The organism is Micropruina sp., assembly GCF_047606365.1.
Classification (GTDB): domain Bacteria; phylum Actinomycetota; class Actinomycetes; order Propionibacteriales; family Propionibacteriaceae; genus Micropruina.
Genome location: NZ_JASGEN010000170.1, coordinates 13329 through 38912, shown reverse-complemented (window position 1 = coordinate 38912; position 25584 = coordinate 13329). Strand labels below are relative to the sequence as shown.

The window sequence follows — 25584 nt, the reverse complement described above, 5'->3', positions numbered from 1 at the left end:
GTGGCGTCCGGCTGCCAGGTGCTGGCCGCGGCGGCCGCGGTGATCGCCGCGCTGCTGATCGGCGGCCCGCTGGTGGCCGACGGCACGCTGCCGCCGGTGATGCTGGCTGTGCTGGTGCTCACCCCGCTGGCGCTGCACGAGGTGCTCTCCACCCTGACCCAGGCCGCGCAGAGCGCCACCCGTGCGCTGGCCTCGCTGGCCCGCGTCCGGCAACTGCTGGACGCTCCACCGGTCGGCATCGGCGACCGCGAGTTGCCCAGCACCGAGGTCGCGCCCGGCCCGCTGGTGCTGGACGACCTGGCGATCGGCTGGCCGGGCGGCCCCGTCCTGCACGAGGGCCTCACCCTGCGGGTCGAGCCCGGCGAGAGCGTGGCGCTGGTGGGGCCGTCCGGCGCCGGGAAGACCACCTTGGCGGCCACCGTCCTGGGCCTGATCCCGCCCAGGTCCGGTCGGGTCGAGGTGACCGGACGGGTCGGCTACCTGGCCCAGGACGCGCACATCTTCGCCACCTCGATCTCCGAGAACGTCCGGATCGGCAACCGGGACGCCGACGCCGCGGGCGTCCGGCGCGCGCTGGACCGGGCCGGGTTACCGCTGGACGCCGCACGCGTCGTCGGCGAGGAGGGGGCGACGCTGTCCGGCGGCGAGGCGCGCCGGCTGGCGCTGTCCCGGCTGTTCGCCAGCGAGTATCAGGCGGTGGTGCTGGATGAGCCGTCCGAACATCTGGACGCGGTGACCGCCGAGGCCTTGCTGGACGACATCTTCGCCTCGATGGCCGGGGTGCCGCTGCTGGTCATCACCCACGATCCGGACGTCGTCGCACGCTGCGACGGCATCGTCGAACTGGCGGTTGGCGCCGTCCCCTATCGTTGACGGCGTGACCCAGGGCCTGCCTCCGCTCAGCAATGGGCCGGACGTCGGCCACTTCTTGCCGCCCAGGTTCGGCTCGCCGGGCCTGCCGGCCCAGTTCGGCATTCCGGCTCCGCTCTCACCGCCGCGTCAACCACCCAGTCCGGGCCGGTTCCTGGTGGTGGTCCTGGTCGTGATCGGCCTGGTGGCCGCGGTGCTGCAGACCCTGCCGGTGTTCGACACGGCGCTGAGCGAACCGGCCGGTACGCGTACCGGCACCGCGGCGGGAACGGCACCCAGTTTCCGGCCGGGCGACCCACTGACCGACAGCAAGATCTACCCGATGCAGGTCAAGGGCAGCTGCCCAGCGGCCCGTTCGGTGACCACCCGCGAGGCTTACGAAGCCCAAGTGAGCAGCCTGATCGACTGCCTGGCGGGCATCTTCAAGCCGTTGGTGAACCAGGCCGGCGGCGACTTCGAAACGGCCCAGCACAAGTTCTACGGACGGTCCACCAGTTCACCCTGCGGCTCCGAGCAGGACGCCTACGCCTTCTACTGCACCCGCGACGCCACTCTCTACTTCTCCGACCAGGTGTTCGAGGATTCCCAGTACGGCCGGTTGATGATCGCCGACGTCGTGATCCACGAGTACGGCCATCACGTCCAGGCGATGATGGGCATGTTCGAGGCCGCCGACGGGCTGAGCGAGGAGAAGGCGATCACCACTCGCCGCGAGGAGCTGCAGGTGTTCTGCTGGACCTACTACGTGTTCGCGAATGTGGAGAGTTTCGAGTTGAGCGCCGCCGATCACAGCTACTTCCGTGACGTGTGGAGCCACACCGACGATCCGGTCGGCCACGGCTCGGTGAAGGCGCAGCAGTACTGGGGTGCCCGCGGCCTGAACGGCACCGATCTGGGCGCCTGCAACACCTGGAAGGAGCCTGCGTCCCGGGTGCGCTGACCCGCTCTCCCTGCGACGTGGACCCGCTCTGCCCGGGGGCGCTGACCCGCTCCACCTGCGGCGCTGACCGACCCTGCCTGCGGCGCGGACGCCAGCCTCGCGGCGCACGTCCACTAGCCTGTCGCCATGGCTGACCTGGAGAGCCCGCCCGTCCAACGCGGCGAGGCCGACACCGATCCGGTCGAGCCGGCGCCCAACCCCGACGACCCGGCCACCTTCGAGTTTCCCCGCGTCACGGACGCCGCGCCGCAGCCGTCGCGTCCGCTCACCATCGCGCAGTTCACCGACAACTACGGCCCGGCTCCCAGCGGGCTGCTGTACGCGGTGCAGTTCCTGGAGCGCGAGGTGCTCAAGGCGGGGCATCGGGTGCTGCTGGTGGCGCCCGAGGCGAAGGGCCCGAATCCACTGGCCGACAACCCGCACCGCCGCGAGATCCGGATGCCGTCGGTGCCGATCCCGGGGGCCGGCATCCGGCTGTCGCTGGGCCGCGACCTGGAGTTCCGGCTGGCCCAGCTGGTCGCCGATCCGCCCGACATCATCCACGTCCACGGCCTGGGCGGGGTGGGGTTGCTGGGCATGTGGGTGGCGCAGCGCGCCGAACGTCCGCTGGTGGTCACCTGGCACACCGACCTGGAGGCCTACGCCGAGCACTACTGGCATCTGGGACCGTTCCTGAACGCCGCCTACCGGCTATTCGCGATGCGGGCCGAGTCGAAGCCGTGGGCGAAGCTGCGCAAGTTGCGGTTCAAGCGGCCGCGCCGCGGTGGCGCGCAGCTGGAGCTGTTGCAGGCGGCGTCCGACATGTTGAGCACCGCCGATCTGGTCACCACGCCGTCGGACAAGACCGGCAAGCGGGTGCTCGAGTTGGCGCCGGGCGCCAAGGTGAAGGTGGTGCCGAACGGTGCCGATCCGCTGCCGGAACGCAAGCCGCTGCCGCGCGGGAAGGGGCCGCGGCTGCTCTACGTCGGCCGGATCTCACCCGAGAAGAATCTTGACCTGCTGCTGGACGCCTTCGAACTGGTCCGCGATTTCGAGCCGAACGCCGAGCTGATGATCGTCGGCGACTTCCAGGACACCGCCCAGGCGCTGCGCCGGCGGCTGCAGCGGGCGGCCCGGTACGGCGGTGTCCGGTTGGTCGGCCGGGTGCCGCACGACGAGCTGGCCACCTACTACGGCAGTGCCGACGTGTTCGTCTTCCCCTCCCAGACCGACACTCAGGCGTTGGTGCTGCACGAGGCGGCGTTGTGCGGGCTGCCGCTGGTGATCGTCGATCCCGAGCTCAACCTGGTCGTCGACCCGGGGGTGAATGCCCTGGTGGCGCGGCCGAACATGGTGTCGCTGAGCCAGGCGATCATGTCGATGCTGCGGCTGCTGAAGGACGAGGAGTTCGCCACGAAGGCGGCGGCCCGCAGCCGTGAGCTCGCCGGCCAGTGGCCGATCGAACGCCAGGCCAAGGAGATGCTGGGCATCTACACCGACCTGATGGCCGGACGCCCGGTGGCGCTCAGCGACTACCTGAAGCCCGATCTGGGACGTCCCCGGCTCAGCGGCAGGCTGCACTGACGACGCCTGCGGGTCAGCGCACCCCGAAGCGGCGTAGCCGCAGGCTGTTCAGCACCACGAACACCGACGACAGTGCCATCGCGGCACCGGCGATCATCGGGTTGAGGAAGCCGAGTGCGGCCAGCGGGATCGCGGCGACGTTGTAGGCGAAGGCCCAGAACAGGTTGCCCTTGATGGTGGCCAGGGTGGCCCGGGAGAGCCGGATCGCGGTCGCGGCCAGCCGTAGATCGCCGCGCATCAGGGTCAGGTCGGACGCCGCGATCGCCGCGTCGGTGCCGGTGCCCATCGCGATGCCCAGGTCGGCCTGGGCGAGCGCGGCGGAGTCGTTGACGCCGTCGCCGACCATCGCCACCTGGGTGCCGTCGGCCTGCAGCCGTTTGATCTCGGCCAACTTGTCCGCCGGCAGCACCTCGGCGATCACCTTCTCGATGCCGACCTCGGCGGCGACCGCTTCGGCGACCGCGCGGGCGTCGCCGGTGAGCAGCACCGGGGTGAGGCCCAACTCCTTCAGGTCGGCGATGGCGTCGGCCGAGCTGTCCTTGACGGCATCCGCGACGGCGATCATGCCGCGCAGTTGCCCATCCACGACGACCAGGACGGCGGTGTGGCCCTTGGCTTGCGCCGCGGCGAAGGCGGTCATCGCAGGCGAGTCGACGCCACGATCCGCCCCGACCAGGGCGGGTGTCCCGACCAGCACCTGACGGCCGTCCACGGTGGCACGGATGCCGCGTCCGGGCAGGTTCTCGAAGTCGGTCACGGCCGCGTCGGAGCCCACGTGCTCCGCGATCGCCCGGGCGATCGGGTGCTCCGAGGCCGACTCGGCGGCGCCTGCCAGCCGCAGCCAGCCGGCGTCCGGCCCCTCGCCGACGACCTCGACCACGGCCATGGTGCCGGTGGTGACGGTGCCGGTCTTGTCCAGCACGACGGTGCTGACGGATTTGGTGCGTTCCAGGATCTCGGGGCCCTTGATCACGATGCCCAGTTGCGCGCCGCGTCCGGTGCCGACCAGCAGCGCAGTCGGGGTGGCCAGGCCGAGCGCACACGGGCAGGCGATGATCAGTACCGCCACCGCAGCCGAGGCGGCGAACGCAAAACCTGCGCCGGCCAGCAGCCAGCCGAGCAGGGTGAGCACAGCCAGGCCGATAACTACGGGCACGAACACCGAGCTGACCCGGTCGGCGAGCCGCTGCACGTTGGCCTTGCCGGTCTGGGCCTGCTCGACCAGCCGGGCGATGTGCGCCAGCTGGGTGTCGGCGCCGACCCGGGTGGCCCGCACAATCAGCCGTCCGTTGGCGTTCACGGTGGCACCGATCACCGTGTCGCCCGGGCCGACGTCGACCGGCACCGATTCGCCGGTGACCATTGAGGCGTCCACCGCCGAGCTGCCTTCGACCACCTCGCCGTCGGTGGCGATCTTCTCCCCCGGTCTGACCACGAAGGTGTCGCCGGGCTTCAGGAAGTCGACCGGGACGCGGGTCTCGACGCCGCCGCGCAGCAGGGTCGCCTCGGTGGCGCCCAGCTGCAGCAGTGCCCGGACGGCTTCGCCGGCGCGCTGCTTGGAGCGGGCCTCGAACCAGCGGCCGAGCAGCAGGAAGGTGATGATGCCGACGACGGCCTCGAAGTAGACGCTGCCCTCGCCGGTGCCGCGCATCAGCATGAACTCGAAGCCGTGGGTGTAGCCGATCATGCCGGCGTGACCGAAGAACAGCGCGTACAGCGACCAGCCCATCGCGGCGGTGGTGCCGAGGCTGATCAGGGTGTCCATGGTGGTGGCGAAGTGCCGGGCGTTGACCACCGCCGAGCGATGGAACGGATAGCCGGCCCAGCCGTAGACCGGAATGGTCAGCGCCAGCGACACCCACTGCCAGCCCGGGAACTGCCAGGCCGGAACCATCGCCAGCACGATCACCGGGAGCGCCAGCACCGCGCTGACGATCACCCGGTTCTGCAGCTCCTTGGCGTGGTCGACCTCTGGTTTGGCCGGGTCGGGCAGCGCCGCGTGGTACCCGGTCTGCTCGACGACCGCGATCAGATCGGCCACCGGAATCGGGCTGTCGGTGAGCACCCGCGCCTTCTCGGTCGCATAGTTCACCGAGGCGGTCACCCCGTCCACCTTGTTGAGCTTCTTCTCGATCCGAGCCGCACACGAGGCACAAGTCATGCCGTCGATGTCGAGTTCGATCGATTGATGCTGCGTGGTGGTGGTCATGTCCTTCTTCGTTTCGTGAGTTCTATCGATTTACAACAGGGCGACCCACTCGCTGCCCGGGCCCGCATCCACAGATCCGGGTTGAAAGCGAGATTCCGAGCACTCATCGGCTAGACCCTCGCCCCCGGCGGGTCGATCGACGGCCCGCAAGCATGAGCGGCGGGTCGACCCATGGCCCCGAGCACGAAGCGACCGGTTGGCCAACGGCCCGCAAGCGTTGAAGCGGCGGGACCGGACGCCCTCGGCAGGTAGGTGGGCGTCCGGAAGATCGGCGGGGCTTGCCCCGGCGATCTGGAGGTGGGCGGCGAGGGCGTCCGGTCCCGCCGCGGCACCCCCCTGAAACCCGACGACCGGGGCCAAAGCCAGAGCCCAAAGCCCAAAGCCCAAAGCCCAAAGCCCAAAGCCCAAACCGAGGATCAGGAGACGGTGTAGTCGCCCGCCTCTGCCACTGCTTCGACGATCCGGTCGAAGTCGACCGGCGCCTCGGAGGTGACGGTCAGCTTGCCACCCTCGAGGACGACGACGGCGTCGGTGACGCCGTGGATCTGCTTGACCTCTTCGGTGACGGCGGCGACGCAGTGCCCGCAGGTCATGCCTTCGACGGTGTAGGTGCTCTCCACGGTGTTTCTCCTTCGTTCGGTCAGGATCGGACGAGGCGCGCGATCGCGTCCCGTGCCTCGGCGAGTTTGATCTCGGCCTCGTCGCCGCCTTCGCGGGCAGCGTTGACCACGCAGTGCCTCAGGTGGTCGTCGAGCAGGCCCAGGGCGAGCGATTCCAACGCCCGGGTGGTGGCCGAGATCTGGGTGAGGATGTCGATGCAGTACCGCTCGTCGGCGACCATGCGCGACAGGCCGCCGACCTGGCCCTCGATCCGGCGCAGCCGCTTGAGGTAGGCGTCCTTGGAGGTCAGGTAGCCGTGACCGGTGGACGACGTCTGGTCGGGATTGTCCGGATAACCCGGATCTACCGAGGTTTGCTGCGACATAGCGCCCTCCTGGTCGTGCGACATTGAGCATCAACCCTTGTCACTATACCCCCTATGGGTATGTTCACAAGTGCTTATAGTGTGCATAACCCTTCAGGGAGGTGTGGCATACACCAGCCCCCCGGGCGACTGTCAAACTGCACCCAACCCGCGAGACTCCTCCGCAACTCACACCCCCGAGCGAGCAACACACCTAGTGAAAGCCGGAATGCGAGGGACGGAAATTTCTCATCCACGGTCGCTCGGCGCGTCGTACACAGGCGACACGCCTTGGCTCCACAGGATCCACAGGCCATGAACAAAGCTGTGGATAACTACGGTTGGACGATCCCGCGAGGCCGTGGCTATGGTCGGGCGATACGCCGCGCAGATCGTCCTGCACGGCACCCGCGAGAGATCGCACATTCGAACTGACGAACGACGGGCACAAAAGTGTCCGAGCGTCCGACTAACGTGCCAATGTAAGTGATGAACGCAGATGCGAGGAGGGGTTATGTCACTCGCCTCGCTTCCCCCGTACGAAGAGCCGCCCGGCGAGTTCAGCGGCGGCCCCGACCGGACTCCGCCGCAGGATGTGCAGGCCGAGCAGTCGGCGCTGGGTGCGATGCTGCTGAGCAAGGACGCGATCGGCGACGTCGCCGAGATCGTCCGCGGCCATGACTTCTATCTGCCCAAGCATGAGCAGATCTTCGACGCGATCATCGACCTGTTCGGCCGCGGCGAGCCGGCCGACGCGATCACCGTCGCCGACGAGCTGGCCAAGCGCGGCGAGCTGGGGAAAATCGGCGGACACATCTATCTGCACGACCTGCTGTCGATGGTGTCGATCGCGTCGAACGCCAGCTTCTACGCCGAGATCGTCAAAGAGAAGGCGGTGCTGCGGCGGTTGGTCGAGGCCTCGATCAAGATCAGCCAGATGGGCTACACCGGTGGCGGCGAGGTGTCCGACATCGTCGACCGGGCCCAGCAGGCGATCTATGAGGTGGCCGAGGGCAAGACCTCCGACGACTACGAGCCGCTGAGCGTGCTGATGGAGCGCACCCTCGACGAGATCGAGTCGCTCAGCCAGCACGGCGTGCTGTCGGGGGTACCGACCGGGTTCATCGAGCTCGACGAACTCACCAACGGCCTGCACGCCGGCCAGATGATCATCGTGGCCGCCCGTCCCGGTATGGGTAAGTCCACACTGGGGCTGGATTTCGCGCGGGCCGCGTCCATCAAGAACAAGCTGACCAGCTGCTTCTTCTCGCTGGAAATGGGCAAGTCCGAGATCGTCCAGCGGCTGATCTCGGCCGAGGCCGGAGTGCCGTTGAACCACATCCGCAAGGGCCAGATGGGCGACGACGACTGGCAGCGGATCGCCCGCAAGACCGGCGAGGTGTCCAGCGCGCCGCTGTTCATCGACGACTCGCCGAACCTGACCATGATGGAGATTCGGGCCAAGGCGCGCCGGCTCAAGCAGCGGCACGACCTGAAGCTGGTGATCGTCGACTACATGCAGCTGATGACCTCGGGCAAGAAGGTTGAATCCCGCCAGCTCGAGGTGTCCGAGTTCAGCCGCCAGATGAAGCTGCTGGCCAAGGAGCTGAGCGTGCCGGTGGTGGCGCTCTCGCAGCTGAACCGTGGCCCCGAGCAGCGCACCGACAAGAAGCCGATGCTCTCCGACCTGCGTGAATCCGGCTCGCTGGAGCAGGACGCCGACATGGTCATCCTGCTGCACCGTGCCGACGCCTACGACAAGGACTCCGACCGGGTCGGCGAGGCCGACTTCATCGTCGCTAAGCACCGCAACGGTCCGACCGCGACGATCCCGACGGTCTTCCAGGGTCACTACAGCCGATTCGTCGACATGCAGCACTGAGGTGCCGTGACGCATCGAAGGTGGCAGGACGTCGTCTGCGGCCCGCGCGGAACGGTGCGTGGCCGGGCATGACTTTGGACGTCGTCCGCACCGCGTATGCGGCCAGATCCGCGGAGTACATTGCCCTGTTCGGTCGCGTCGACCAGGTGGCCGAGATCGATCGGGACTTCATCCTGGCATGGGCGCTGGGCCTGCAGGGGCCAGTGCTCGATGTGGGCTGCGGGCCCGGTCAGTGGACACATCTGCTCGGTGCCGCCGGTGTGGACGCCGAGGGTGTCGACCCGGTGCCCGAGTTCATCGACAGCGCCCGGGCCAGCTACCCGTCGGATCGCTACCGGGTCGGCCGCGCCGAGGACCTGGGTGTGGACGACGCAGCCCTGGCCGGCGTCCTCGCTTGGTATTCGCTCATCCACACCGAACCCGAGCTGATCGACGTGCCGTTGGCCGAGTTCGCCCGTTGCGTCAGGTCCGGTGGTGGGCTGGCACTCGGCTTCTGCACCGGAGCACGGCTCGAGCCCTTCGACCATGCGGTCACCACCGCCTACTTTTGGCCCATCGACCGGCTCGCGGCGCGGGTCGAGGCCGCAGGTTTCACGGTGAGCCGGACGGCCGCCCGCACCGAGCCGGGCACCCGTCCGCACGGCGCTCTGCTGGCGATCCGGAGGTAGGGGGCCCACCCCACGCCGGCTGAGGTTCTCGAGGCACCTGCTCGGCTCCCCGTCGTCCGAGGTCTCGACAGCTCGACCAACGATGGATCAGCGTTCCACCAGTTGCTCCAACGCCCCCACGTAGGTGCCGGTCTTCGCGAAGTGGACGTCGTGGGAGCTGCGCACCCGGACGGTGCGGTTGTCGGGCAGCAGGCTCTCGACCCGGGCCAGATCGTCGTCGCTGAGCGCAGCGAGTAGGACGCCCTGACGGTTGTACCGGGTGGTGGCCTTGACGAACACGCTCGGGCAACGGATCGCGGCCAGTGTCTGCGCCTGGTCGAGGCCGGAGAACCAGCTGTTGTCGATGAACGCCGTGGTGAAGCGCAGGTCGTAGGGGTGGCTGATCGATTCCCAGATGCGGTTGATCGACACCGATACCCAGCGCATCACCGGCAGGCAGTGCGGATCGGCCCGGCGCTGCCGGACCACGCTGCGGGTGAGCGCCGGCCAGATCGGGCCGAGGAGTCGTTTCCAGTAGCTGTGCCGCATGTACCAGCACACCCAGTCGGCCTCGGCGTCCTGGGCGAGGAACGACGACACGTGGGCGTAGACATCGATGCCGACGAAGGTGCCGCCGACCCGATCGGGTTCGGTGGCGAAGAACGGCGGATCCTCCAGCAGCACCGCCCGCACCTTGTCGGGATGGGCGGCGGCCAGCCGTGCGGCGATCAGTCCGCCTGAGGAGTGGCCGGCGACCACCACCGGATCACCGAACACCTGGCCGATGAGCCGGGCCAGATCGTCGGCGATCTGGACACAGGTGTAGTCGGCGGCTTTCCAGCTGCTGCGGCCGTGCCCGTGGACGTCGACGGCCACCACCCGGAACTTCTCAACCAGCTGTGGGATTGCCTTGGCGTACTCCTGCCAGACGCTGCCTTGCCCGGGGATGAGCAGGAGCGGGATCCCGCCCGCCGGCCCCTCGGCGATGTTCAGCCGGACGCCGTCGCGCACCTCGACCGTCCGCTCCCGGAACCCGAGTGCCTCCGCTCGGCGCACATGCTTGCCGAAGTAGTCCCGGGTGGTGACGACCGCGATCAGGGCACGGACGCCGAAGACCACGATGAGGCCGGCCAGCGCGAACCCGATGTTAAGCAGCACCACCTCCCAGCCGCTAGGCATGCCCGGGCCGATCCGTACCGCCGCCGAGTGCTCGATCGATGACGTCGCCGTACTGGGCGGGGTCGACCAGCGCGATGCCTCGCTCGCGGTCGGCCATCAGCAGCAGCGAGTCGCCGGGCGCGAGGCCGAACAGGTCGCGAACTTCCTTGGGGATCACGATCTGCGACTTCGGGCCGAGCCGGACCATGCTGATCCAGCGGCCTTCGGGGGATGGGGTGGAAGTCATGACATCATGGTAGCAATAGTTGGAAAAGTAATACCCTGCGTTGGTGTGACCGGAGGTGACTGACGTCTTGGCGTGCCACTGCCGCTCTGCATCGCGTCAGTGGCGCGTTATCCCGGCAGTCGTCCGGGCAGATCGGTCGCCAACCCCATCACCGCCGCCCGCGCCGCGACCACCGCACGAGAACTGCCGCCTCGCGCCGCAAGCGCCCGCAGGCCGGGCACGGCCAGCACATTCGATTCCGCGAGGCCTGTCGAGACCGCCGCGAGGGCTTCCGGTGCCAGATCGGCGAGCGCTTCGGCGACGTCGGCGGTGCCCGGCAGCATCCGTGGCCCGGACAGCGACACGGTGATCAGGTCGTCGAGCACCGGCCACACGACGGAAGCCATCCCCTCCTCGGCGACCTCGAGCGAGACCCGAGCGAAGGCGGCCAGCGACCGTGGCGTCCCTTCCCAGTCGAGATAGCGGACGTCCGCGACCCCAGGTCGTAGCAACCCCCGTTGCCAGGCCTCGATCACCGCCGTCATCGCGTCCCCTGCCGCCTTGGGGTGCGGCGAGCGCTGGGCGCCCAGCAGATTGACGGCCGCGGCGGGTCCGAAGGGTCTCGCCCGACGCGCCTCCTGGCGTAACACCACCCCGGCTTCGGCACCGGCGCACAGCCAGAGCCCGGACGCCGCCGCGTCCGACCAAGCGGGGAACACAGCACTCTCCTGAAGCTGGCTGTAGCCGATCGAAGCAAGGCGCTCCGGGAATTCCTTCAGCGATCGGGGCAGGCTGATCGGCGCGGCACACCATCGTCCGGTCTCGGCCTGGACCAGGCCGGGCTCGCGAATCGGATCGCGGAAGTAGGCAGCCGCGGTGGGACCCGCCTTCCGCCACAGCCGGCGTCCGTTCTGCCGGACGACCGGCACCCGCAGGGTCTCCAACGCGGCCAGCTGCGTGGCACTCACCGATGCCGGATCGACGCGGGTGAGCGCCAGCAGCAGATCCACCTCGATCACGTCGGCTCTGCTGTCCCGATAGCCGCGCAGCCGATCGACCAGATCGGACGGATCGATCCGCAGATCGATCCATGACGGGGTGGACAGCAGCACCGGCACCTGCCCCAGCCGCTGGAAGACCGCGAACTCACGGGCCAGCAGCACGTCCTCCACCCGACCGGGAAGCCCGTCGAGCCCATACCTGGGCCTCGTTCCGGCCAGCCAGTCGGCCACCGGACGCAGCCCTGGCGTCCACTCGGTTCCGACCCCGCGGAGCCCCCGGCGCGCCGCCGCGGGATCGGCCCAGGTGAGCGCATTCACCAGATGCAGGAACTCTTCGGTGGCGATGTCGAAAGCACCCTCCGGACGGCTCACCAGCACTCCCGCCGCGCGAGCCAGCGCTTCAACGCCTGGCTCACCCGGCTCGAACCGCGGCACAGTCCAGAGCCCCGGCGTCGGATGCCACCGCCCGCGCACAGTCGGCGCCTCCTCGTCGATGGCGACCGCCGTCACACTCCAGCGATCCAGGACCGCCTGGGCCGCGCGGACCACGGACCGATCCTTGTCGGCCAACAGCGCACCCAACTGATCGGCGAGTTCGGCGGCCACCGCCGGCGAGGGTGCGGGGCGAGCAACCGTGGCGAGCAGGACTGCGCGCAGCGCCTTCTTCGTCCGGACGCCGAGCGCGGCGGTCAGCACCTCCACGAGCAGATCGTCCTCCACACCCGCGATCAGTCGTGGCGCGAAGGTCTCCACGACGGTGGCGTTGCCGGTAGCCAGGCACGGGACCAGCGCGTCGGCGTGGGCGACGAGTTCTTCGTCGGTGACTGCCAGCACGTCGGCGATCAGCCGTGTCCAGACGGCCTGATCACCGGGACGCCGAGCGGTGTCCAGGGCCTGCAGAGCGCAGTCGAGAGCGGCATCACGCTCGACCCAGCCGGCCTGAAGAGCCGCACTGAACATCGGGCCGAACAGGCCGGTGACCGGCACGCCCAGCCCGGCCAGCATCCGCAGATGGTCGACGAAACGCGGCTGCAGCAGACCCACCGGAATCGGCTCGCGGAACGGGTCGACCGGTGCCGGGTGGCCCAGGGAGGCGGCCGCCGTGAGGATCCAGTCCTTCAGGTACTCGACGTTGTCGGGAACAGGCAGCGCCAGTTCATGCACGAGCAGGACGGCGGCAGCCCCGAAGGTCGTCAGGCAGTTCTCCCAGGATCGCCGTGACGGGACGCAGGCGTATCGGACGAAGGCGGCGGCGAAGGTGGCACCCCGCGGGAGCAGGATTCCCCGCACCATGTCCTCGGTGAACACCCGCGGCGGCAGCACCTCGACGGCACGCCGCGCGTCCACACCCAGCCGGGTGGCGAAGATGCCGAGCCGGTCTGCGTCCACCTGGACCCAGCTGATCCACCCCCAGCGGTTGGCACCCAGCTGCCCGACCTCGCCCCAGGCGCCGCGCCGCAGCCCGGCGAGCGCCTGCGTGCGCTGCTCCGGAGTGCCCAGCGGCAGTTCCGGAGTGGCCGACAGCGGCGCCTCCGCCCAACCGAGCTCCGTGAAGATGGCCACCGCGCGGGCCAGCGCGGCATCCATCATCGGCTCTCCTGAGCGATTCGGACGGCGAGTACGTGCTTGCACGGGCCGCGGTCTGCGCCGTGCCGCAGGAACCACCGGCAGGTGCAACTCCCGACCCCGGCGAGCCGGACGACGTAGTCGTCATCGCCGCTGCGCACCAGCCAGCCGTCCCCACCGTCCCGCCGGACCGCACCGGACGCGACCAGCGCCCGGGCCCCCCGCAACCGAGGATTGTCACGCTCAACCCGTGCCGCGTCGGTGGGCAGTTCGCGGTGGAAGTAGGCCGCATCATGGGCGTCCCAACCGACCCGTCCGCTGGCGGCCAGCACCGCCAGCGCCGAACGGATGGGTTCCTCGGTGAGCCCGGAGTCCCGCATCAGGCGGGGTACGTCGATGACCGGCTCGAAGGCGAGCAGTGCGCAGACCAGGTCGGCGTCCTCGACAGCGGACGGCCCGGCCAGCCCCGCCAACAACGCCCCCTCCCCCGAATGGCCGCGCCAGATCTCGTCGGTGAGTCCGAGGGTGAACCTGGCCGCGGGCAGTTCGGCCTCCACCAACGCCGCCCCTTCGCCTCCCCCGCGCGGCCCGTAGACGGTGAGGGAGCGGACCTGAGTCAGCAGCCGCTTCAACGCGGAGAGCCTGTGCAGCCCGGGGACGAAGACGGCGCCCCCGGACGCCCGCGGCGCGACCCGCACCCCCGTCCGGCCCGGCGTGAGCCAGCCACTCCGGGTCGGCGAGGTCACCCCCGGAAGCGACGCGAGGAAGCTCCTGGACGCGGCGGCGTCCAGGGTGAACGCCGCGACCAGTTCGTGGTGCAGTTCGGCCGCATTGCCGAGCGCCCGCACCCAGCGTGGCGGCATGTCGACCGGGCGTTCCGCGGCGTGCCTGTCGATGGTGGCGACCCGCATGCCCTCGTTCCCGACATCGAGATGGACCAGATCGGTGCGGCGCATCGCGGTGAGTGCCCGGCGCATGTCGGCACCGACGTCGACGTTCGTCGTCCCATGCCCGATCTCGCCGCCGTCGAACCCGGCAGCCAGCAGGTCCAGCCGGGCGTAGACCCCGTTGCACGCCGAGAAGCACTCCGCTCGCAGCCGGTCACCCTGTGCCGTCAGCACCGGGTCGCGCTGCGAGGTCGGCGTGTACTGGAAGTAGCGGGTGGCGGTGACGTCGGCGAGCGTCACCAGCCCGCGAGCGAGCACCTGCGGGTGAGTCGCGAACCCGTGGAAGAAGCGCGGGTGTGCCGTGATCCCGGACGGCGTCAGTGCCGGCGCGAGTGCGAGCAACAGCCCGTCGGCGTCGAGTGTCGAGCTGCTGCTGAAGCTCCGCACCTCGGTCATTGGGTCAATGTAGTCACCCTGGCCGCAACGGAGATGCCGCCGGCGACGGATGTCCTCGGTGAATCGGGCAGTGCTACTCGGTGATCAGTCGCTCGGCGTCGAACATCGCCGCACTGACCTTCCAGCCGACGACGTTGAGTCCGGCCAGCATCGCCCGATCGGCGCGTCTCTACCAGCCTCGCAGGACGGACTCACACTGCTGCCCCACGGCTGCCAGCATCCGCTCGCGGAGTCCGGCAGCCGTGGACGAACGCGACAGTGGGACTTCGGCGAACGCGTCACGCACGGCATCGGGAACTCGCTGCGCGAGGTCGTGGACGATGCCCAGCACCCGGTCGCCGTCCAGCCGGGCCTGGTTGGCCAGCTTGACCCAGTGACGATCGCGGACGAACCCGAACCGGCGCTCGCCACCGACGGCGATCGGAAGCTCCATGGCCAGCCCTTCGTAGGGGAAGCCGGACGCGACGTCATACAGCGGCGCCAGCCGCACTGTACGTCCGACCAGCAGCACCGAGAGGTTCTTGGCGTGCGCGTCCGTGCCGCCGATCAGGTAGTTGAACACCTGGGACACCACGAAACGCTCGCGGTCGCGTCCGGCGGCGTTCTGCGACAGCACCCTGAGGATCGCGGCCGCACCCGGCCCGCCGTCCGTCTCGTACTTCTTGTCCGGCGGCACCGACAGCGCCTGGCACAGGTCCTCCTGATGGATGCGGACCACATCACCCCGCGCGTCGGCACGCCGGTCATAGCGCTGCACGACGATAGTTGGATGGGATTCGAACTCGATGTACTCCGATGCGGCCACATCGAGTCCCAGCGCACGCCCGGCGCACATGCAGACGTGTTCATTGAGTGCCTGATCGAACAGTTCGGGGATGCCCGGCTTGATGATGTGCGTGCTGGGCGTGGCGCCGCCCGGCTCCGACCACACACCGCGCGCATCGCGATGGAGCGCGAACTTCGCCTGCGCACCGGCGAGCGACCAGCGCTCCGCGGGAGCGATCCAACTGCGCATCGATCCGTCTAGCACCGATCCGATCCGGCGAGCTATCTCCGACTCCTCGACCGGCTCCAGGCTGCCGGGACGCGCCAGCGCCTCCTGCACTCGGTCCGGCTCGCAGAACTGCACCGCACCGGCACAGTCCAGGCCGGTGTGTCGCAACAATGCAAACGGGTTGTTGCCGGACACGCCGAACTCGCGACCCATCGCAGCACGGACGTCCGGCCGATCGGGCAACAACCCATTGAGGTAGGGCTCGACCACACGATTCCCGTGCCGTCCGGCCTGGATCGGCATCGAGAGCGAAACGGGTGTATTGCCCGGGGAGACCCCGTAGTGAAGGCTGCGATGGCCGTGACCCTCGACCAACTGGGCGACCTGGCGCCCGTAGAGCAGCACCGCGAGTTCGCCGGGCACGTCAGCCGTCCCCGAGCAGGGCCAACAGTTCCGCCTCTTCCGGGGAGGGCTCGGGGGACGGGACGACCTCCACCGTCATCCCCAACGCCCGGAGCACATCGAAGATCTTCGAGACCTCGGCACCCGCGTTCTGCCCGTTCTCGAACATCACCAGCCACCTGGTGGAGATGCCGGCCGAATCGGCGAGCTGCCGCTGGGTGAGTCCCCGGTCGCGGCGCAGCCTCCGGACGGCCGCACCCAACTGCGAGGGCGTCGAGACCTGCATAGTCATAATGTGATCATACCTGCACATCCATGAAAGCGCACATACCTTCACTTTCACCAAAGTGCAGGCGCGTGCACCTGCACCGGTGGCAGGAGACCCACGCAGCGTGGGCCCCGAGCCCGACCGGGATCGGCGAGAGTCGCGGCCTACGATGCAGTGATGGCACGCACCGACCAGGCTTCCCGGGTGATCGCCGCCTCCCCCGAGCGCATCTACCGCGCATTCACCGACCCGGACATGCTCACGAAGTGGCTGCCGCCGGTGGGCATGACCGGCCGGTTCGAGCGCTTCGACGCCCGTCCGGGCGGCTCGTACCGGATGGTGCTGACCTATCTGGACGCCTCGGGTTCCCCAGGCAAGTCGTCCGCCGATTCGGACGTGGTGGAGGCCCGCTTCGTCGACCTCGTCCCGAACGTCCGGGTGGTGCAGACCGTCGATTTCGTCTCCGACGATCCGGCGTTCGCCGGCACGATGACGATGACCTGGGAGCTGGAGCCGGGGCCGGACGGCACCCGGGTCACCTTCCGCGCAGACGACGTCCCGGACGGCATCTCCGCAGAGGACCACGCCGCCGGGCTCACCTCTTCGCTGGCCAACCTGGCCCGCCAGCTCAGGGCGGAAGGCTTCGTCCCGCCGGGCTTCCGGGCACCGACCTCGCTGGTCAGCGAGTACTTCCGGCTGGAGCCGCTCGGGCCGCAGCACAATGCCGCCGATCACGCCGCGTGGACCTCCAGCATCGATCACATCCGATCGACGATCGGCTATCCGGACGGCAACTGGCCGCCCCCGGAAGGCATGTCGCTGGAGGCCAACCTGGCCGACCTGCGCCGGCACGCCGCCGATTTCGCCGCCGGTAGAGGCTTCACCTTCACCGTCCTCGATCCCGCCGACGGCGATGTGATCGGCTGCGTCTACCTGTACCCGATGGCATCGGCCGATCATGACGTGAGCGTCCAGTCGTGGGTGCGGGCGTCCCACGCGCAACTGGACGGCCCGCTGGCCGACGCGGTCGCAGCCTGGATCAGCCGCGCCTGGCCGTGGAGAAGCCCGTATCGCTACGGCCGCTGATCGGCCTCATCTCCCGTACCGCTCCCAGTGGTCACGGCCTCCGGCGAACACGTTGACGTCGATGAACCGTTCTTCGCCGGCGTAGCCGTCGAGCCGGTACCGGTCGCTGAACTGCCAGAACGTCCATGGCCGGCCGTCGGGCAGCGACGGCGTCCGCCAAACGTCGCGAATCCAGATGTCGACGTCGGGGAAGGCCCCGGAAAGGTAGCGGTCGTACGCCTCACTCGTGGTGTAGACGATCGGCCTTCGGCCGTAGTGGGCGACCAGCGCGTCCAGCAGCACAGCCAACTCGCGCCGCACGTCCTCGACGGGTGCCGGGTGGAGCCAGAAGTCGCCGTAGAACTCGAGATCGACGGCGACCGGTAACAGATCGGCGCGGGCCGGCACGGTCCGGATCACGTTGTCGGCCTGCGTCGTCCCGCCGCTGGTGAAACTGAAGAAGTGGTAGGTGCCGACCCGCAGCCCGGCGGCGGTGGCGCCGTCCAAGTTGGCGGCGAAACGGGGGTCCACCAGTGTGCTGCCCTCGGTGGCTTTGATGAACGCGAAGTCGATGCCCTGCCGGGCCAGCACCGGCCAGTCGATGTCGCCCTGGTAACGGGAAACGTCGACACCGCGGACCGGGTACCGCTCGCCCGACGGGTTGTTCGGATGCACCACGCCCGCCCACACCACCCCCGCGACGAGTCCCATCGTCACCATGACGGCCGCGACGCCGACGATCAGCCATCGCGCGCCGCGTCGACGAGACCTCACCGGACTGAACTCCTCATCACTCGGGCCGTGCGCTGCTCCGCCCCCAGCCGTTTCGCCACCCTACGCGGCACATGTCGACCAGGCTGGGCTCTGCACCATCGGCCCACTACGGCACCACCGGGCCCACCACAATCCCACCCCGGTGGACGTGTCCGGACCGGCGAGGTCGGGGGAACACTGAGCCCGTGCCGGTCACCATCGGGGTCGAAGAGGAACTGCTGGTCGTCGAACGTCGCGGCGGCCAGCCGGTTCCCATGGGCGACGCCGTCGTTCGCCGGGCTCGGACCAGCCTGGACGCGAGCGTCGGCGAACTGCCCGGCACGGCGGTCGAGCACGAGTTCAAACGCGAACAGGCCGAGATCGGTTCACTGCCCTGCCCCGACACCGACGAATTACGCCGGCAACTGGTCGGCCTGCGCCGGGTGATGACCGAGGCGGCCGCCGAGTCGGACGCCGCGGTGGCGGCGATCGCCACCAGTCCGTTCAAGGTGCGACCCACCCCCACCGACGACGAGCGCTATCTGCGGATGGCGTCCGAGTTCGGGCTGCTGTCCCGGCAGCAGCTGACCTGCGGCCAGCACGTCCATGTCGAGGTCGGCTCACGCGACGAAGGCGTCGGGGTGCTCGACCGGCTGCCGCGATGGCTGCCGACCCTGCTCGCACTCTCGGCCAACTCGCCGTTCTGGCAGGGCCAGGACACCGGCTACGCCAGTTTCCGCACGGTGATCTGGGGGTTGTGGCCGACCGCCGGGCCCACCGGGTCGTTCGGCGACGCAGCCGGCTACGACGCCGCCGTCGCCGACCTGGTCCGCTCCGGCGCAGCGCTCGACGAGGGGATGATCTACTTCCAGGCCCGGCTGTCCGCCCGATACCCCACCGTCGAGATTCGCACGGCCGACGTCTGCAGCCGGGTGGACGACGCAGTGCTCATCGCCGCACTGTGCCGGGCCATGGTCAGCACCGCGGCGCGCGCCTGGGCCTGGGGGGATCACCCGGACGACCTACCCGCGCAGTGGCAGCGGGCAGCCAACTGGCGAGCCGCCCGTTCGGGCCTCAGCGACGGGTTGCTCGATCCGTTCAGCCGGAGCGTGGTCGCAGCCCGGGATGCGGTGAACTCGCTGGTGCGGGATCTGCGCGACGCCCTGGAGGACACCGGCGACCTGGAGTTGGTGGTCGACGGCGTCGACCGGCTGCTCCGCTCGGGAACCGGCGCGGAACGACAGCGGGCGGTGTGGAAGGCGTCCGGGTCGTTCGGCCCGGTCGTCGCGGATGCGGTCGAGCGCACCACCAGCCCCTGACGATCCCACCTGGTGCCGACCCGGTCAGTTCCCCGGCAGCACCACCAGGTTGCCGACCTTGTGTCCGCCGTCGATCAGCCGGTAGGCCTCGGGCAGCGCAGAGAGCCCACCGACCACCGCCACCACCGGGTCGAGCCGTCCCGCGGCCGCCAGCTGGAGCAGTTCGGCGACATCCTCGGCCCGCTCCGGGGCCGAGCCGGCGAACACGCCCCGCCCACCACGCACCATGTCCCACAGACCCGCCACGGCCAGCACCAACGCACCGTCGGCCGCCCTCAGCCGCAACCCCTCGGCCCGCGACAGGTTACCGACGGCATCGAACACCACATCGAACCGCTCACCGAGGGTGGCGATCGGGGTCCTCCGGTAGTCGATCCAGCGCTGCGCACCCAGGCGCGTCACCAGGTCCCGGTTCGCGGCCGAGCAGACCGCGGTCACCGTTCCGCCCAGAATCGTGGCGAGCTGGACGGCCGCCGAACCGACCGAGCCGGACGCCCCGTTGACCAGCACGCTGGCACCCGGCTTGATCGCGGCCCGGTCACGCAGGAAGTGCAGCGCCGTGGTGCCGCCGAACAGGACGCCGGCGGCGTCCGGATGGCTGAGAGTGGCCGGCTTGCGCACCGCGGACCCAGCGGGAACCACCGCGAACTCGGCATGGCAGCCCATCCGGACGCCGGTCATCCCGGCCACCTCGTCGCCGGCGGCCAGCTCGTCCACGCCGTCACCGACCTCGACCACCACCCCGGAGAAGGTGGACCCCAGCACACCGGCACGCGGGCCGCGCAGTCCGATCGCCAGTCGGGCGAGCAGCCCGAACCCCGGCGGGAACCGACCGGCCCGCATCCGCGCATCGCCGGAGTTCACCCCGGCCGCCTCGACCCGCACCACCACCTCGCCACGACCCGGACGCGGCACCGGCGCGTCCGCGACGACAACCGAATCCGGCGGCCCATAGCGCTCGACCCGCACCAACTGCATCTCCACAACCCTCTCCTTACATGTGTAAGCCTCCGCTGGAGTCTAACCTTAGGGGTGTAAGGGGCTCCGCGGTAGGGGCTGTCGTGTCGAGTCCACGAAGGAGGGCCGATGGCAGACCGGCAACCACTGACCGCGCGGCGGGTAACCGAGGCTGCGGCCGCGGTCGCCGATCGGGGTGGCCTCACAGCGGTGAGCATGCGCAACGTCGGAGCGGAACTCGGCGTGGAGGCGATGTCGCTCTACCACCATGTGGCCAACAAGGCGGCGCTGCTGGACGGCCTCGCCGACTGGGTGTTCGAGCAGTTCGCACTGCCGCCGGTCGACAGCGCCTGGCGCGAGGCGATCGCGGTCCGATCGGCGTCGGTGCGCTCGGTACTCACCACCCACCCGTGGGCGCTGGGCCTGGTCGATTCACGATCCAACCCCGGGCCGGCATCGCTGCGGCACTATGACGCCGTGATCGGCTGCCTGCTGCGTGGCGGGTTCAGCATCGCGACCGCGGCCCGAGCCTTCTCGGTGATCGACGCCTACGTCTACGGCTTCGCACTCACCGAACGGAACCTGCCCTTCGACTCGGCGTCCGGCGCCAATGACTTCGCCGCCACCGTCACCCTGCCGACCGAGGAGTATCCGCACCTCGCGGCCCTGGTCACCAGCGTCACCGCCACCGACGAGTACTCGTTCGCCGCCGAATTCGAGGTCGGCCTCGGCATCATCCTGGACGGGCTGGAGCGCCAGCTGGGGTGACCGCCCAGCCGCGCTCGCAGGCGTCCACGAACCCTGGTCGACCACCAACTCGGCCATGCCTGAACCTCCACGCCGCCCACCTCTCGGAGAGAACGGAAGTCAACCTCGACTTCAGGGCCCGATTGCCGCGCCGTGCGGGCGGGTGATTGTCTAGGCCACACCCCCCACAACCGAAGGCCTTTGATGATGACCGCTGCTGCACTCCGCGCTGCCCGAACTCTCGGCGGCGCCACCCTCACTCTCGCGCTGACCGGCGGCCTGCTCACCGCCGTCGCCGCGGGCCCGGCGAATGCCGCACCCCTGCCGTCTGCCAAGGCCGCGGCCAAGGCGAAGAAGACCACCATCACCACCCAGCCGAAGAGCGCCACGATCAACCGCTACGGCACCGGCACCAGCGTCACGCTCAAGGTCAAGGCGTCCGGCACAAAGCTGAAGTACGCCTGGCAGTCGCGACCGGCGTCCGGGTCATGGAAGAGCATCACGAAGGCGACCAAGTCGTCCTACAAGGTCAACTCCAGCACCTGGGCCAACGGCACCAAGTTCCGGGTGAAGGTCAGCGGCAGCAAGGGCGCCGTCACCTCGAAGACCGCCACGCTGACCGTACGGCAGCCCACCAACACCCCCGCCAAGGACGCCGCGAAGGCGTTCGGCCTGAAGGGCCTCAGTCAGGGCGTCGACCTGTCGTCGTACCAGTACGCGCCGTCGGCCAAGGTGAAGCCGTCCGTCCTCGCGGACTGGACCGGCGACAACGGGTTCGCCATCCTGCGACTGGGCAGCGGCGCGCGTCCGATCAACCACGACTACACCGACGCCTGCAACGGCAAGGCCCGCTCCACCGGCAGCGTGCCGGCGGTTGCCGACTGCGCCTACGCCGCGCTCTCCGATCAGGTGAAGGCGGCCGGCCTGCGCCAGGGCGCCTACTGGTTCAACGGCTGGACGACCGGCGTCGACACCAGCCCGGGCAACCTGTTCGCCGGCAGCCACACGCCGGAGAAGTCGGCCGCGCGGTTCGTCGAATGGCTGAAGGCGGACGGCAACTACACCAAGTCGAGCACCAATCCGCTGGTGATCGACGTCGAGGCCGGCGGCACCTACACCAAGACGTCGAAGGGCAAGACCTACACCCACAAGCTGCGCGCCTGGAAGCCCGCCGAGGCGTACCGCTTCCTGACCACGGTCAAGGCGCTGCTCACCGAAGACGGCTACCGGGCGAACCTGTACGTCTACCTCACCGGCGCGATGGCCGAGCAGAAGTCCGGCAACAAGTACCTCTGGTCGGACGTCGCCGGCATCGCCCGGCTCTGGGTGGCGTCGTGGGGTGCCAACAACGGGCGGGTGCCGAGCAGCCTGCCCCGGGTCGGCCCCTGGTCGAGCCACGGCGGCTGGTCGATCTGGCAGTACACCAGCAACCTGCGGATCGCCGGTGACGGCGTCGACGCCCTCGACGGCGACATCGCCACCAAGGACGCCTGGACTCCCCGGAAGTAAGTACCGGCCCGCCGAGATCGAGTCTCCGCCCACCGCTGGTCGAGCTTGTCGAGACCCCTCCACTGCCGGGATCGCGAGCCGCTGCCGCTTTGCAGGGTGGCAGTGGCACGCCAACGTGTCAGTCACCCGGTCTCGACAAACTCCACCAGCGGACGCGGCACTCAGCCCTGGGCTCAGTCGATGGCGCCGGTGTCCACGTCGGGAGTGCCGTCGGCGTTCATGTCGGCGGTGCGGGCGCGGCGGGCGTCCCAGCGCAGGCTGCACGCGCCGAGAACACCGGCCAGCAGGGACGCGGCAAGCACTCCGGCCTTGGCGGCACCGCGATGGGCGTCGTCAGCGAAGGAGAGCTCCGCGATCAGCAGGGCCACGGTGAATCCGATGCCGGTCAGCAGTCCGACGGGCAGCAGATCGCGCAGGCCGATGGCGTCCGGCAGCCGCAGCGGCGTGAGCCGGGTGACCAGCGCCGTCATACCGAGCACACCGACGAGCTTGCCGGCCAGCAGGCCGAACAGCACCGCGTAGAACACCGGCTCGGTCGTGACCGCCGGCCCGTCACCGCCGACCAGGGTGACCCCGGCGGCGAAGAACGCGAACACCGGCAGCGCCACAGCCGCCGACCAGGGCCGGACCAGGTCGCCGTAGCGGTAGGTGCGCGATTCGGGTTCGCCGTGGAGGGCGACCGGCGGCACCGACAGGCCCATCAGCACGCCGGCGATGGTGGCGTGCACCCCGGAGGCGTGCATGGATCCCCAGGCCAGCGCGGCCACCGGCAGCAGCACCCACCAGGCCGTCCAGCGCAGCCTGACCAGCACCGCGAACAGCGCGACGGCGGCCAACGCGCCGGCCAGCATCGGTCCGGAGATGTGTTCGGTGTAGGCGATCGCGATCACCACGATGGCCAGCAGGTCGTCCACCACCGCGAGGGTGAGCAGGAAGACCCGCAGCGCCCGCGGCAGCCCCCGTCCGAACACAGCGAGAACCGCCAGTGCGAACGCGATGTCGGTCGCGGTCGGGATCGCCCAGCCGTGCAGCGCCGCCGGTTCACCGGACGTCACCACGACCAGCGCGAAGATGGCCGCCGGCACCACCATGCCGCCGACCGCCGCCAGCACCGGCACCGCCGCTTCACGCGGCTGGCGAAGGCTGCCCGCCACCAGCTCATGTTTGAGTTCCACGCCGACCACGAAGAAAAAGATGGCCAGCAGTCCGTCGGACGCCCAGGCGGCGACACTCAGGTCGAGATGCAGTGCCGCTGGCCCCACCACGGCCCCGGCGAGTGCGTGATAGGCGTCCGACCAGGGCGAATTGGCCCAGACAAGGGCGAGCACCGCCGCGATCAGCAGCAGGAGGCCGCCTGGCACCTCGTCGGTGAGCCGCTGCATCAGTGACGCGGGCCGGGTCTGTGAAGTCATTCGATCTCCCAGTTCTCGAGTCCGCTCCCAGGTGGAAGCGCCGCCGACCAGACTTCCCGGCACACCGGGGTCAGGATATCGAGTGCCGACGCCGCAGCCGGCCGGACTTGAGCCGCCTCGCACGGCGCCGGACAGCAGGAGATCCCGGCTTCCACCGGGATGACCGTCGGGCTGAGCTGACGACGATCACCCGGTAGCCCCAGCACGATGCATGAATCTGTGAGACTTTATTTACGAAAAACGCGCCATGCGTTTATCACGCAGACTTACGAACTGCCGTGAAAGCATGGCCCGCTCTACCAATACCCCTAGTCACCACGATTTGACGACCATCTGGAAGCTATTTTGAAAAGCCTGTTTATCGTAAATACCGAGGTAGTTAGGTAAGGCTAAGAATGCTTGTTGACCCAGATTCTCCGGACTATCGTGAAGATCAATAAACCGAGTCCAACACACCCAGGGAGGCTCCGATCATGAGCACCATCTCGCTCTCACTCGTCAAGTCCTGCGCCACCAGCGCCTGCGCTTTCAACAACGGCGGCTGCACCGCCGGCGCCATCAACGTCGGCGGCACCGACACCGCCACCTGCACGACCTTCACCGACCTGGACGCGCGCGCCGGCCTCGCCTCGGCGAACGGCCAAGTGGGCGCCTGCAAGCGCCTCGAATGCGTGCACAACTCCGACCTGCTGTGCACCGCCGGTGAGATCGTGGTCGGCGACTCCGCCGACTGCCTGAGCTACTCCGTCGGCTGAACTGAACCCGCTGCGACGAGCTGGCCGAGTCGATCGGCCAGCTCGTCGAGTGCGTCCGCAGGCTCGTCGAAGGCCAGGAAGTGAACGCTGGCGCGGCCCAGGGTGACCGCCATCAGGGTGAGACCGGTGCGGTCGATGTCCACGCAGAACACTCGCCCCTCGGTATGCGAACAGGTGACCTCTGCCCTGCTCGACAGCTTGACCCCGGCGTCCCAGCCCGCCGCGGCGGCCGTCAGCAGACCGGTCAACTGGCTCTTCGAGAGCCGTCCGACCAGGTCGCGGGCGTCCCACTCCTGCTCGACATCGGGAAAGCTCCGGCAACCCCACTGGGCGCCGCCCGCTGGATGCAGGCCGGCCACCTCACCGAACGGCAGCGGGGACACCCCGGCACTGTCGTGCAACAACACCCGATCACTACGGACGATGCCCAGCCGGCCACCCACCATGGTGGCGAGTTCGGTGATCCGTGGATCAAGCTCGGCGTCGGCCAGGTGGTCCTCGAGGTCGTCGGCGGACAGCCACTCCAGCGTGCCCAGAAGATGCACCGCGCAGGCGGTGATCCGGACCGCCGACTCGGGTGCCTCCTTGACGATGTCGAGCCGGACGCGCAGCGCGCCGTCGGCCCACGTCGTCGTCGGCACCGCATCGTCGGCGAGGCAGGCCACCACCAGGTCGCCGGTGGCGCTCATCCCGTGGCAGAGCGCACGCGCCTCGATCAGCGGTTCCAAGTCGTAGGCCACCAGCGCGGCGCGTCCGGCTCCGGAGAGCAGGCGGCGTGCCAGCGACACGGAACGAGCGCGCATCGTGTCGACGCGCGGGTCTTGGATTGTCGTGTGGACGGGTTCCACGGGACCCCCTGGTGTCACGGCGTAACCGACTGCCGGCATTTAGTAAGGGGAGCCTAACCTTATTTCCGGAGCCCCGGGCGCGGTTGTCCCAACTGTGGGACGGCGGGTCACGATTCGGCCGCACCCCTCGCCATCCCGGCGCACGCCGGGATCTCTGCCTCGACCTGGTCAGCAGGCCGAGATCCC

Annotated in this window: 23 protein-coding genes; 10 read left to right on the top strand and 13 right to left on the bottom strand. The window is 69.4% G+C overall.

What is annotated here, in order from left to right; translation table 11 throughout:
- The 3 genes from QM624_RS19550 to QM624_RS19540 form a co-directional block, all read left to right on the top strand.
- The coding region (locus QM624_RS19550; RefSeq protein WP_415094952.1) for an ATP-binding cassette domain-containing protein at positions 1-873 on the top strand (873 nt) is incomplete at its 5' end.
- Positions 874-877: 4 nt separating this feature from the next.
- Positions 878-1810 carry a neutral zinc metallopeptidase gene (locus tag QM624_RS19545; RefSeq protein ID WP_415094950.1) on the top strand — a complete coding sequence of 311 codons (933 nt, stop codon included), beginning with the start codon at positions 878-880 and terminating at the stop codon, positions 1808-1810.
- 126 nt (positions 1811-1936) lie between these two features.
- Entirely contained in the window at positions 1937-3373 is a 1437-nt protein-coding gene (locus QM624_RS19540) for a glycosyltransferase (protein ID WP_415094948.1), read from the top strand.
- Positions 3374-3386: 13 nt separating this feature from the next.
- Here QM624_RS19540 and QM624_RS19535 read toward each other — a convergent pair whose 3' ends face one another.
- The 3 genes from QM624_RS19535 to QM624_RS19525 all read right to left on the bottom strand — a co-directional run bounded on the left by QM624_RS19535 (position 3387) and on the right by QM624_RS19525 (position 6567).
- Positions 3387-5582: a heavy metal translocating P-type ATPase gene (locus tag QM624_RS19535; RefSeq protein ID WP_415094946.1), complete on the bottom strand. Its 2196-nt coding sequence runs from the start codon at positions 5580-5582 to the stop codon at positions 3387-3389.
- Positions 5583-5998: 416 nt separating this feature from the next.
- Positions 5999-6202 carry a heavy-metal-associated domain-containing protein gene (locus QM624_RS19530; protein ID WP_298134810.1) on the bottom strand — a complete coding sequence of 68 codons (204 nt, stop codon included), beginning with the start codon at positions 6200-6202 and terminating at the stop codon, positions 5999-6001.
- Between the two features lie 20 nt (positions 6203-6222).
- The gene (locus tag QM624_RS19525) at positions 6223-6567 is read right to left on the bottom strand and encodes a metal-sensitive transcriptional regulator (RefSeq protein ID WP_415094944.1); all 345 of its coding nucleotides are present in this window, start codon (positions 6565-6567) and stop codon (positions 6223-6225) included.
- Between the two features lie 493 nt (positions 6568-7060).
- Here QM624_RS19525 and dnaB point away from each other — a divergent pair, with 493 nt between their 5' ends.
- On the top strand, positions 7061-8428 hold the full coding sequence (gene dnaB / locus QM624_RS19520; protein WP_415094942.1) for a replicative DNA helicase: 1368 nt from the start codon (positions 7061-7063) through the stop codon (positions 8426-8428).
- Positions 8429-8496: 68 nt separating this feature from the next.
- Positions 8497-9096, top strand: coding sequence for a class I SAM-dependent methyltransferase (locus QM624_RS19515; RefSeq protein ID WP_415094940.1), 600 nt, complete (start codon positions 8497-8499; stop codon positions 9094-9096).
- 87 nt (positions 9097-9183) lie between these two features.
- Here QM624_RS19515 and QM624_RS19510 read toward each other — a convergent pair whose 3' ends face one another.
- The 6 genes from QM624_RS19510 to QM624_RS19485 all read right to left on the bottom strand — a co-directional run bounded on the left by QM624_RS19510 (position 9184) and on the right by QM624_RS19485 (position 16057).
- On the bottom strand, positions 9184-10254 hold the full coding sequence (locus QM624_RS19510; protein ID WP_415094938.1) for an alpha/beta fold hydrolase: 1071 nt from the start codon (positions 10252-10254) through the stop codon (positions 9184-9186).
- The gene (locus QM624_RS19505; protein ID WP_415094936.1) at positions 10247-10480 is read right to left on the bottom strand and encodes an AbrB/MazE/SpoVT family DNA-binding domain-containing protein; all 234 of its coding nucleotides are present in this window, start codon (positions 10478-10480) and stop codon (positions 10247-10249) included. Before QM624_RS19505 ends, QM624_RS19510 begins: the two co-directional genes overlap by 8 nt.
- Before the next feature lie 107 nt (positions 10481-10587).
- Positions 10588-13050, bottom strand: a complete 2463-nt coding sequence (locus tag QM624_RS19500; protein WP_415094934.1) for a hypothetical protein — start codon at positions 13048-13050, stop codon at positions 10588-10590.
- Entirely contained in the window at positions 13047-14369 is a 1323-nt protein-coding gene (locus QM624_RS19495) for an SWIM zinc finger family protein (RefSeq protein WP_415094932.1), read from the bottom strand. The genes QM624_RS19500 and QM624_RS19495 overlap by 4 nt, the downstream gene beginning before the upstream one ends.
- A gap of 169 nt (positions 14370-14538) precedes the next feature.
- A complete protein-coding gene (locus tag QM624_RS19490) occupies positions 14539-15786 on the bottom strand; it encodes a type II toxin-antitoxin system HipA family toxin (RefSeq protein WP_415094930.1) in 1248 nt (415 codons plus the stop codon).
- A 1-nt stretch (position 15787) separates the two neighbouring features.
- Positions 15788-16057 carry a helix-turn-helix domain-containing protein gene (locus QM624_RS19485; protein ID WP_415094928.1) on the bottom strand — a complete coding sequence of 90 codons (270 nt, stop codon included), beginning with the start codon at positions 16055-16057 and terminating at the stop codon, positions 15788-15790.
- A gap of 153 nt (positions 16058-16210) precedes the next feature.
- Here QM624_RS19485 and QM624_RS19480 point away from each other — a divergent pair, with 153 nt between their 5' ends.
- The gene (locus tag QM624_RS19480) at positions 16211-17119 is read left to right on the top strand and encodes an SRPBCC domain-containing protein (protein ID WP_415094926.1); all 909 of its coding nucleotides are present in this window, start codon (positions 16211-16213) and stop codon (positions 17117-17119) included.
- Between the two features lie 6 nt (positions 17120-17125).
- On the opposite strand, the gene QM624_RS19475 is transcribed toward QM624_RS19480, so the two are convergent.
- Entirely contained in the window at positions 17126-17872 is a 747-nt protein-coding gene (locus QM624_RS19475) for a GH25 family lysozyme (protein WP_415094924.1), read from the bottom strand.
- A 185-nt stretch (positions 17873-18057) separates the two neighbouring features.
- On the opposite strand from QM624_RS19475, the gene QM624_RS19470 reads away from it, so the two are divergent.
- Entirely contained in the window at positions 18058-19170 is a 1113-nt protein-coding gene (locus tag QM624_RS19470; protein WP_415094922.1) for a carboxylate-amine ligase, read from the top strand.
- 24 nt (positions 19171-19194) lie between these two features.
- Here QM624_RS19470 and QM624_RS19465 read toward each other — a convergent pair whose 3' ends face one another.
- Positions 19195-20148, bottom strand: coding sequence for an NAD(P)-dependent alcohol dehydrogenase (locus QM624_RS19465; protein ID WP_415094954.1), 954 nt, complete (start codon positions 20146-20148; stop codon positions 19195-19197).
- Between the two features lie 108 nt (positions 20149-20256).
- On the opposite strand from QM624_RS19465, the gene QM624_RS19460 reads away from it, so the two are divergent.
- Positions 20257-20895, top strand: a complete 639-nt coding sequence (locus QM624_RS19460; protein WP_415094920.1) for a TetR/AcrR family transcriptional regulator — start codon at positions 20257-20259, stop codon at positions 20893-20895.
- A 186-nt stretch (positions 20896-21081) separates the two neighbouring features.
- Positions 21082-22383 carry a GH25 family lysozyme gene (locus QM624_RS19455; protein ID WP_415094918.1) on the top strand — a complete coding sequence of 434 codons (1302 nt, stop codon included), beginning with the start codon at positions 21082-21084 and terminating at the stop codon, positions 22381-22383.
- A 173-nt stretch (positions 22384-22556) separates the two neighbouring features.
- Here the strand turns inward: QM624_RS19455 and nhaA are convergent, their stop codons facing one another.
- Positions 22557-23795: a Na+/H+ antiporter NhaA gene (gene nhaA / locus QM624_RS19450; protein ID WP_415094916.1), complete on the bottom strand. Its 1239-nt coding sequence runs from the start codon at positions 23793-23795 to the stop codon at positions 22557-22559.
- A 473-nt stretch (positions 23796-24268) separates the two neighbouring features.
- Between nhaA and QM624_RS19445 the strand changes: the two genes are divergently transcribed.
- Positions 24269-24550 (top strand): DUF1540 domain-containing protein, encoded by a 282-nt coding sequence (locus tag QM624_RS19445; protein ID WP_298133187.1) that lies wholly within the window; start codon positions 24269-24271, stop codon positions 24548-24550.
- Here the strand turns inward: QM624_RS19445 and QM624_RS19440 are convergent.
- Positions 24535-25353, bottom strand: a complete 819-nt coding sequence (locus QM624_RS19440) for a hypothetical protein (RefSeq protein WP_415094914.1) — start codon at positions 25351-25353, stop codon at positions 24535-24537. The two genes, QM624_RS19445 and QM624_RS19440, sit on opposite strands and share 16 nt — an antisense overlap.
- Positions 25354-25584 lie beyond the last annotated feature (231 nt).

Bases quoted from the DNA above. Each gene is read 5' to 3' on its own strand.
- QM624_RS19460 (WP_415094920.1), top strand. From the start codon at position 20,257: ATGGCAGACCGGCAACCACTGACCGCGCGGCGGGTAACCGAGGCTGCG.
- QM624_RS19510 (WP_415094938.1), bottom strand. From the start codon at position 10,254: ATGCCTAGCGGCTGGGAGGTGGTGCTGCTTAACATCGGGTTCGCGCTG.
- QM624_RS19465 (WP_415094954.1), bottom strand. From the start codon at position 20,148: ATGCAGTTGGTGCGGGTCGAGCGCTATGGGCCGCCGGATTCGGTTGTC.
- QM624_RS19505 (WP_415094936.1), bottom strand. From the start codon at position 10,480: ATGACTTCCACCCCATCCCCCGAAGGCCGCTGGATCAGCATGGTCCGG.
- QM624_RS19485 (WP_415094928.1), bottom strand. From the start codon at position 16,057: ATGACTATGCAGGTCTCGACGCCCTCGCAGTTGGGTGCGGCCGTCCGG.
- QM624_RS19480 (WP_415094926.1), top strand. From the start codon at position 16,211: ATGGCACGCACCGACCAGGCTTCCCGGGTGATCGCCGCCTCCCCCGAG.
- QM624_RS19455 (WP_415094918.1), top strand. From the start codon at position 21,082: ATGACCGCTGCTGCACTCCGCGCTGCCCGAACTCTCGGCGGCGCCACC.
- QM624_RS19495 (WP_415094932.1), bottom strand. From the start codon at position 14,369: ATGACCGAGGTGCGGAGCTTCAGCAGCAGCTCGACACTCGACGCCGAC.
- QM624_RS19515 (WP_415094940.1), top strand. From the start codon at position 8,497: ATGACTTTGGACGTCGTCCGCACCGCGTATGCGGCCAGATCCGCGGAG.
- QM624_RS19445 (WP_298133187.1), top strand. From the start codon at position 24,269: ATGAGCACCATCTCGCTCTCACTCGTCAAGTCCTGCGCCACCAGCGCC.
- dnaB (WP_415094942.1), top strand. From the start codon at position 7,061: ATGTCACTCGCCTCGCTTCCCCCGTACGAAGAGCCGCCCGGCGAGTTC.
- QM624_RS19500 (WP_415094934.1), bottom strand. From the start codon at position 13,050: ATGATGGATGCCGCGCTGGCCCGCGCGGTGGCCATCTTCACGGAGCTC.
- QM624_RS19540 (WP_415094948.1), top strand. From the start codon at position 1,937: ATGGCTGACCTGGAGAGCCCGCCCGTCCAACGCGGCGAGGCCGACACC.
- QM624_RS19525 (WP_415094944.1), bottom strand. From the start codon at position 6,567: ATGTCGCAGCAAACCTCGGTAGATCCGGGTTATCCGGACAATCCCGAC.
- nhaA (WP_415094916.1), bottom strand. From the start codon at position 23,795: ATGACTTCACAGACCCGGCCCGCGTCACTGATGCAGCGGCTCACCGAC.
- QM624_RS19535 (WP_415094946.1), bottom strand. From the start codon at position 5,582: ATGACCACCACCACGCAGCATCAATCGATCGAACTCGACATCGACGGC.
- QM624_RS19440 (WP_415094914.1), bottom strand. From the start codon at position 25,353: ATGCGCGCTCGTTCCGTGTCGCTGGCACGCCGCCTGCTCTCCGGAGCC.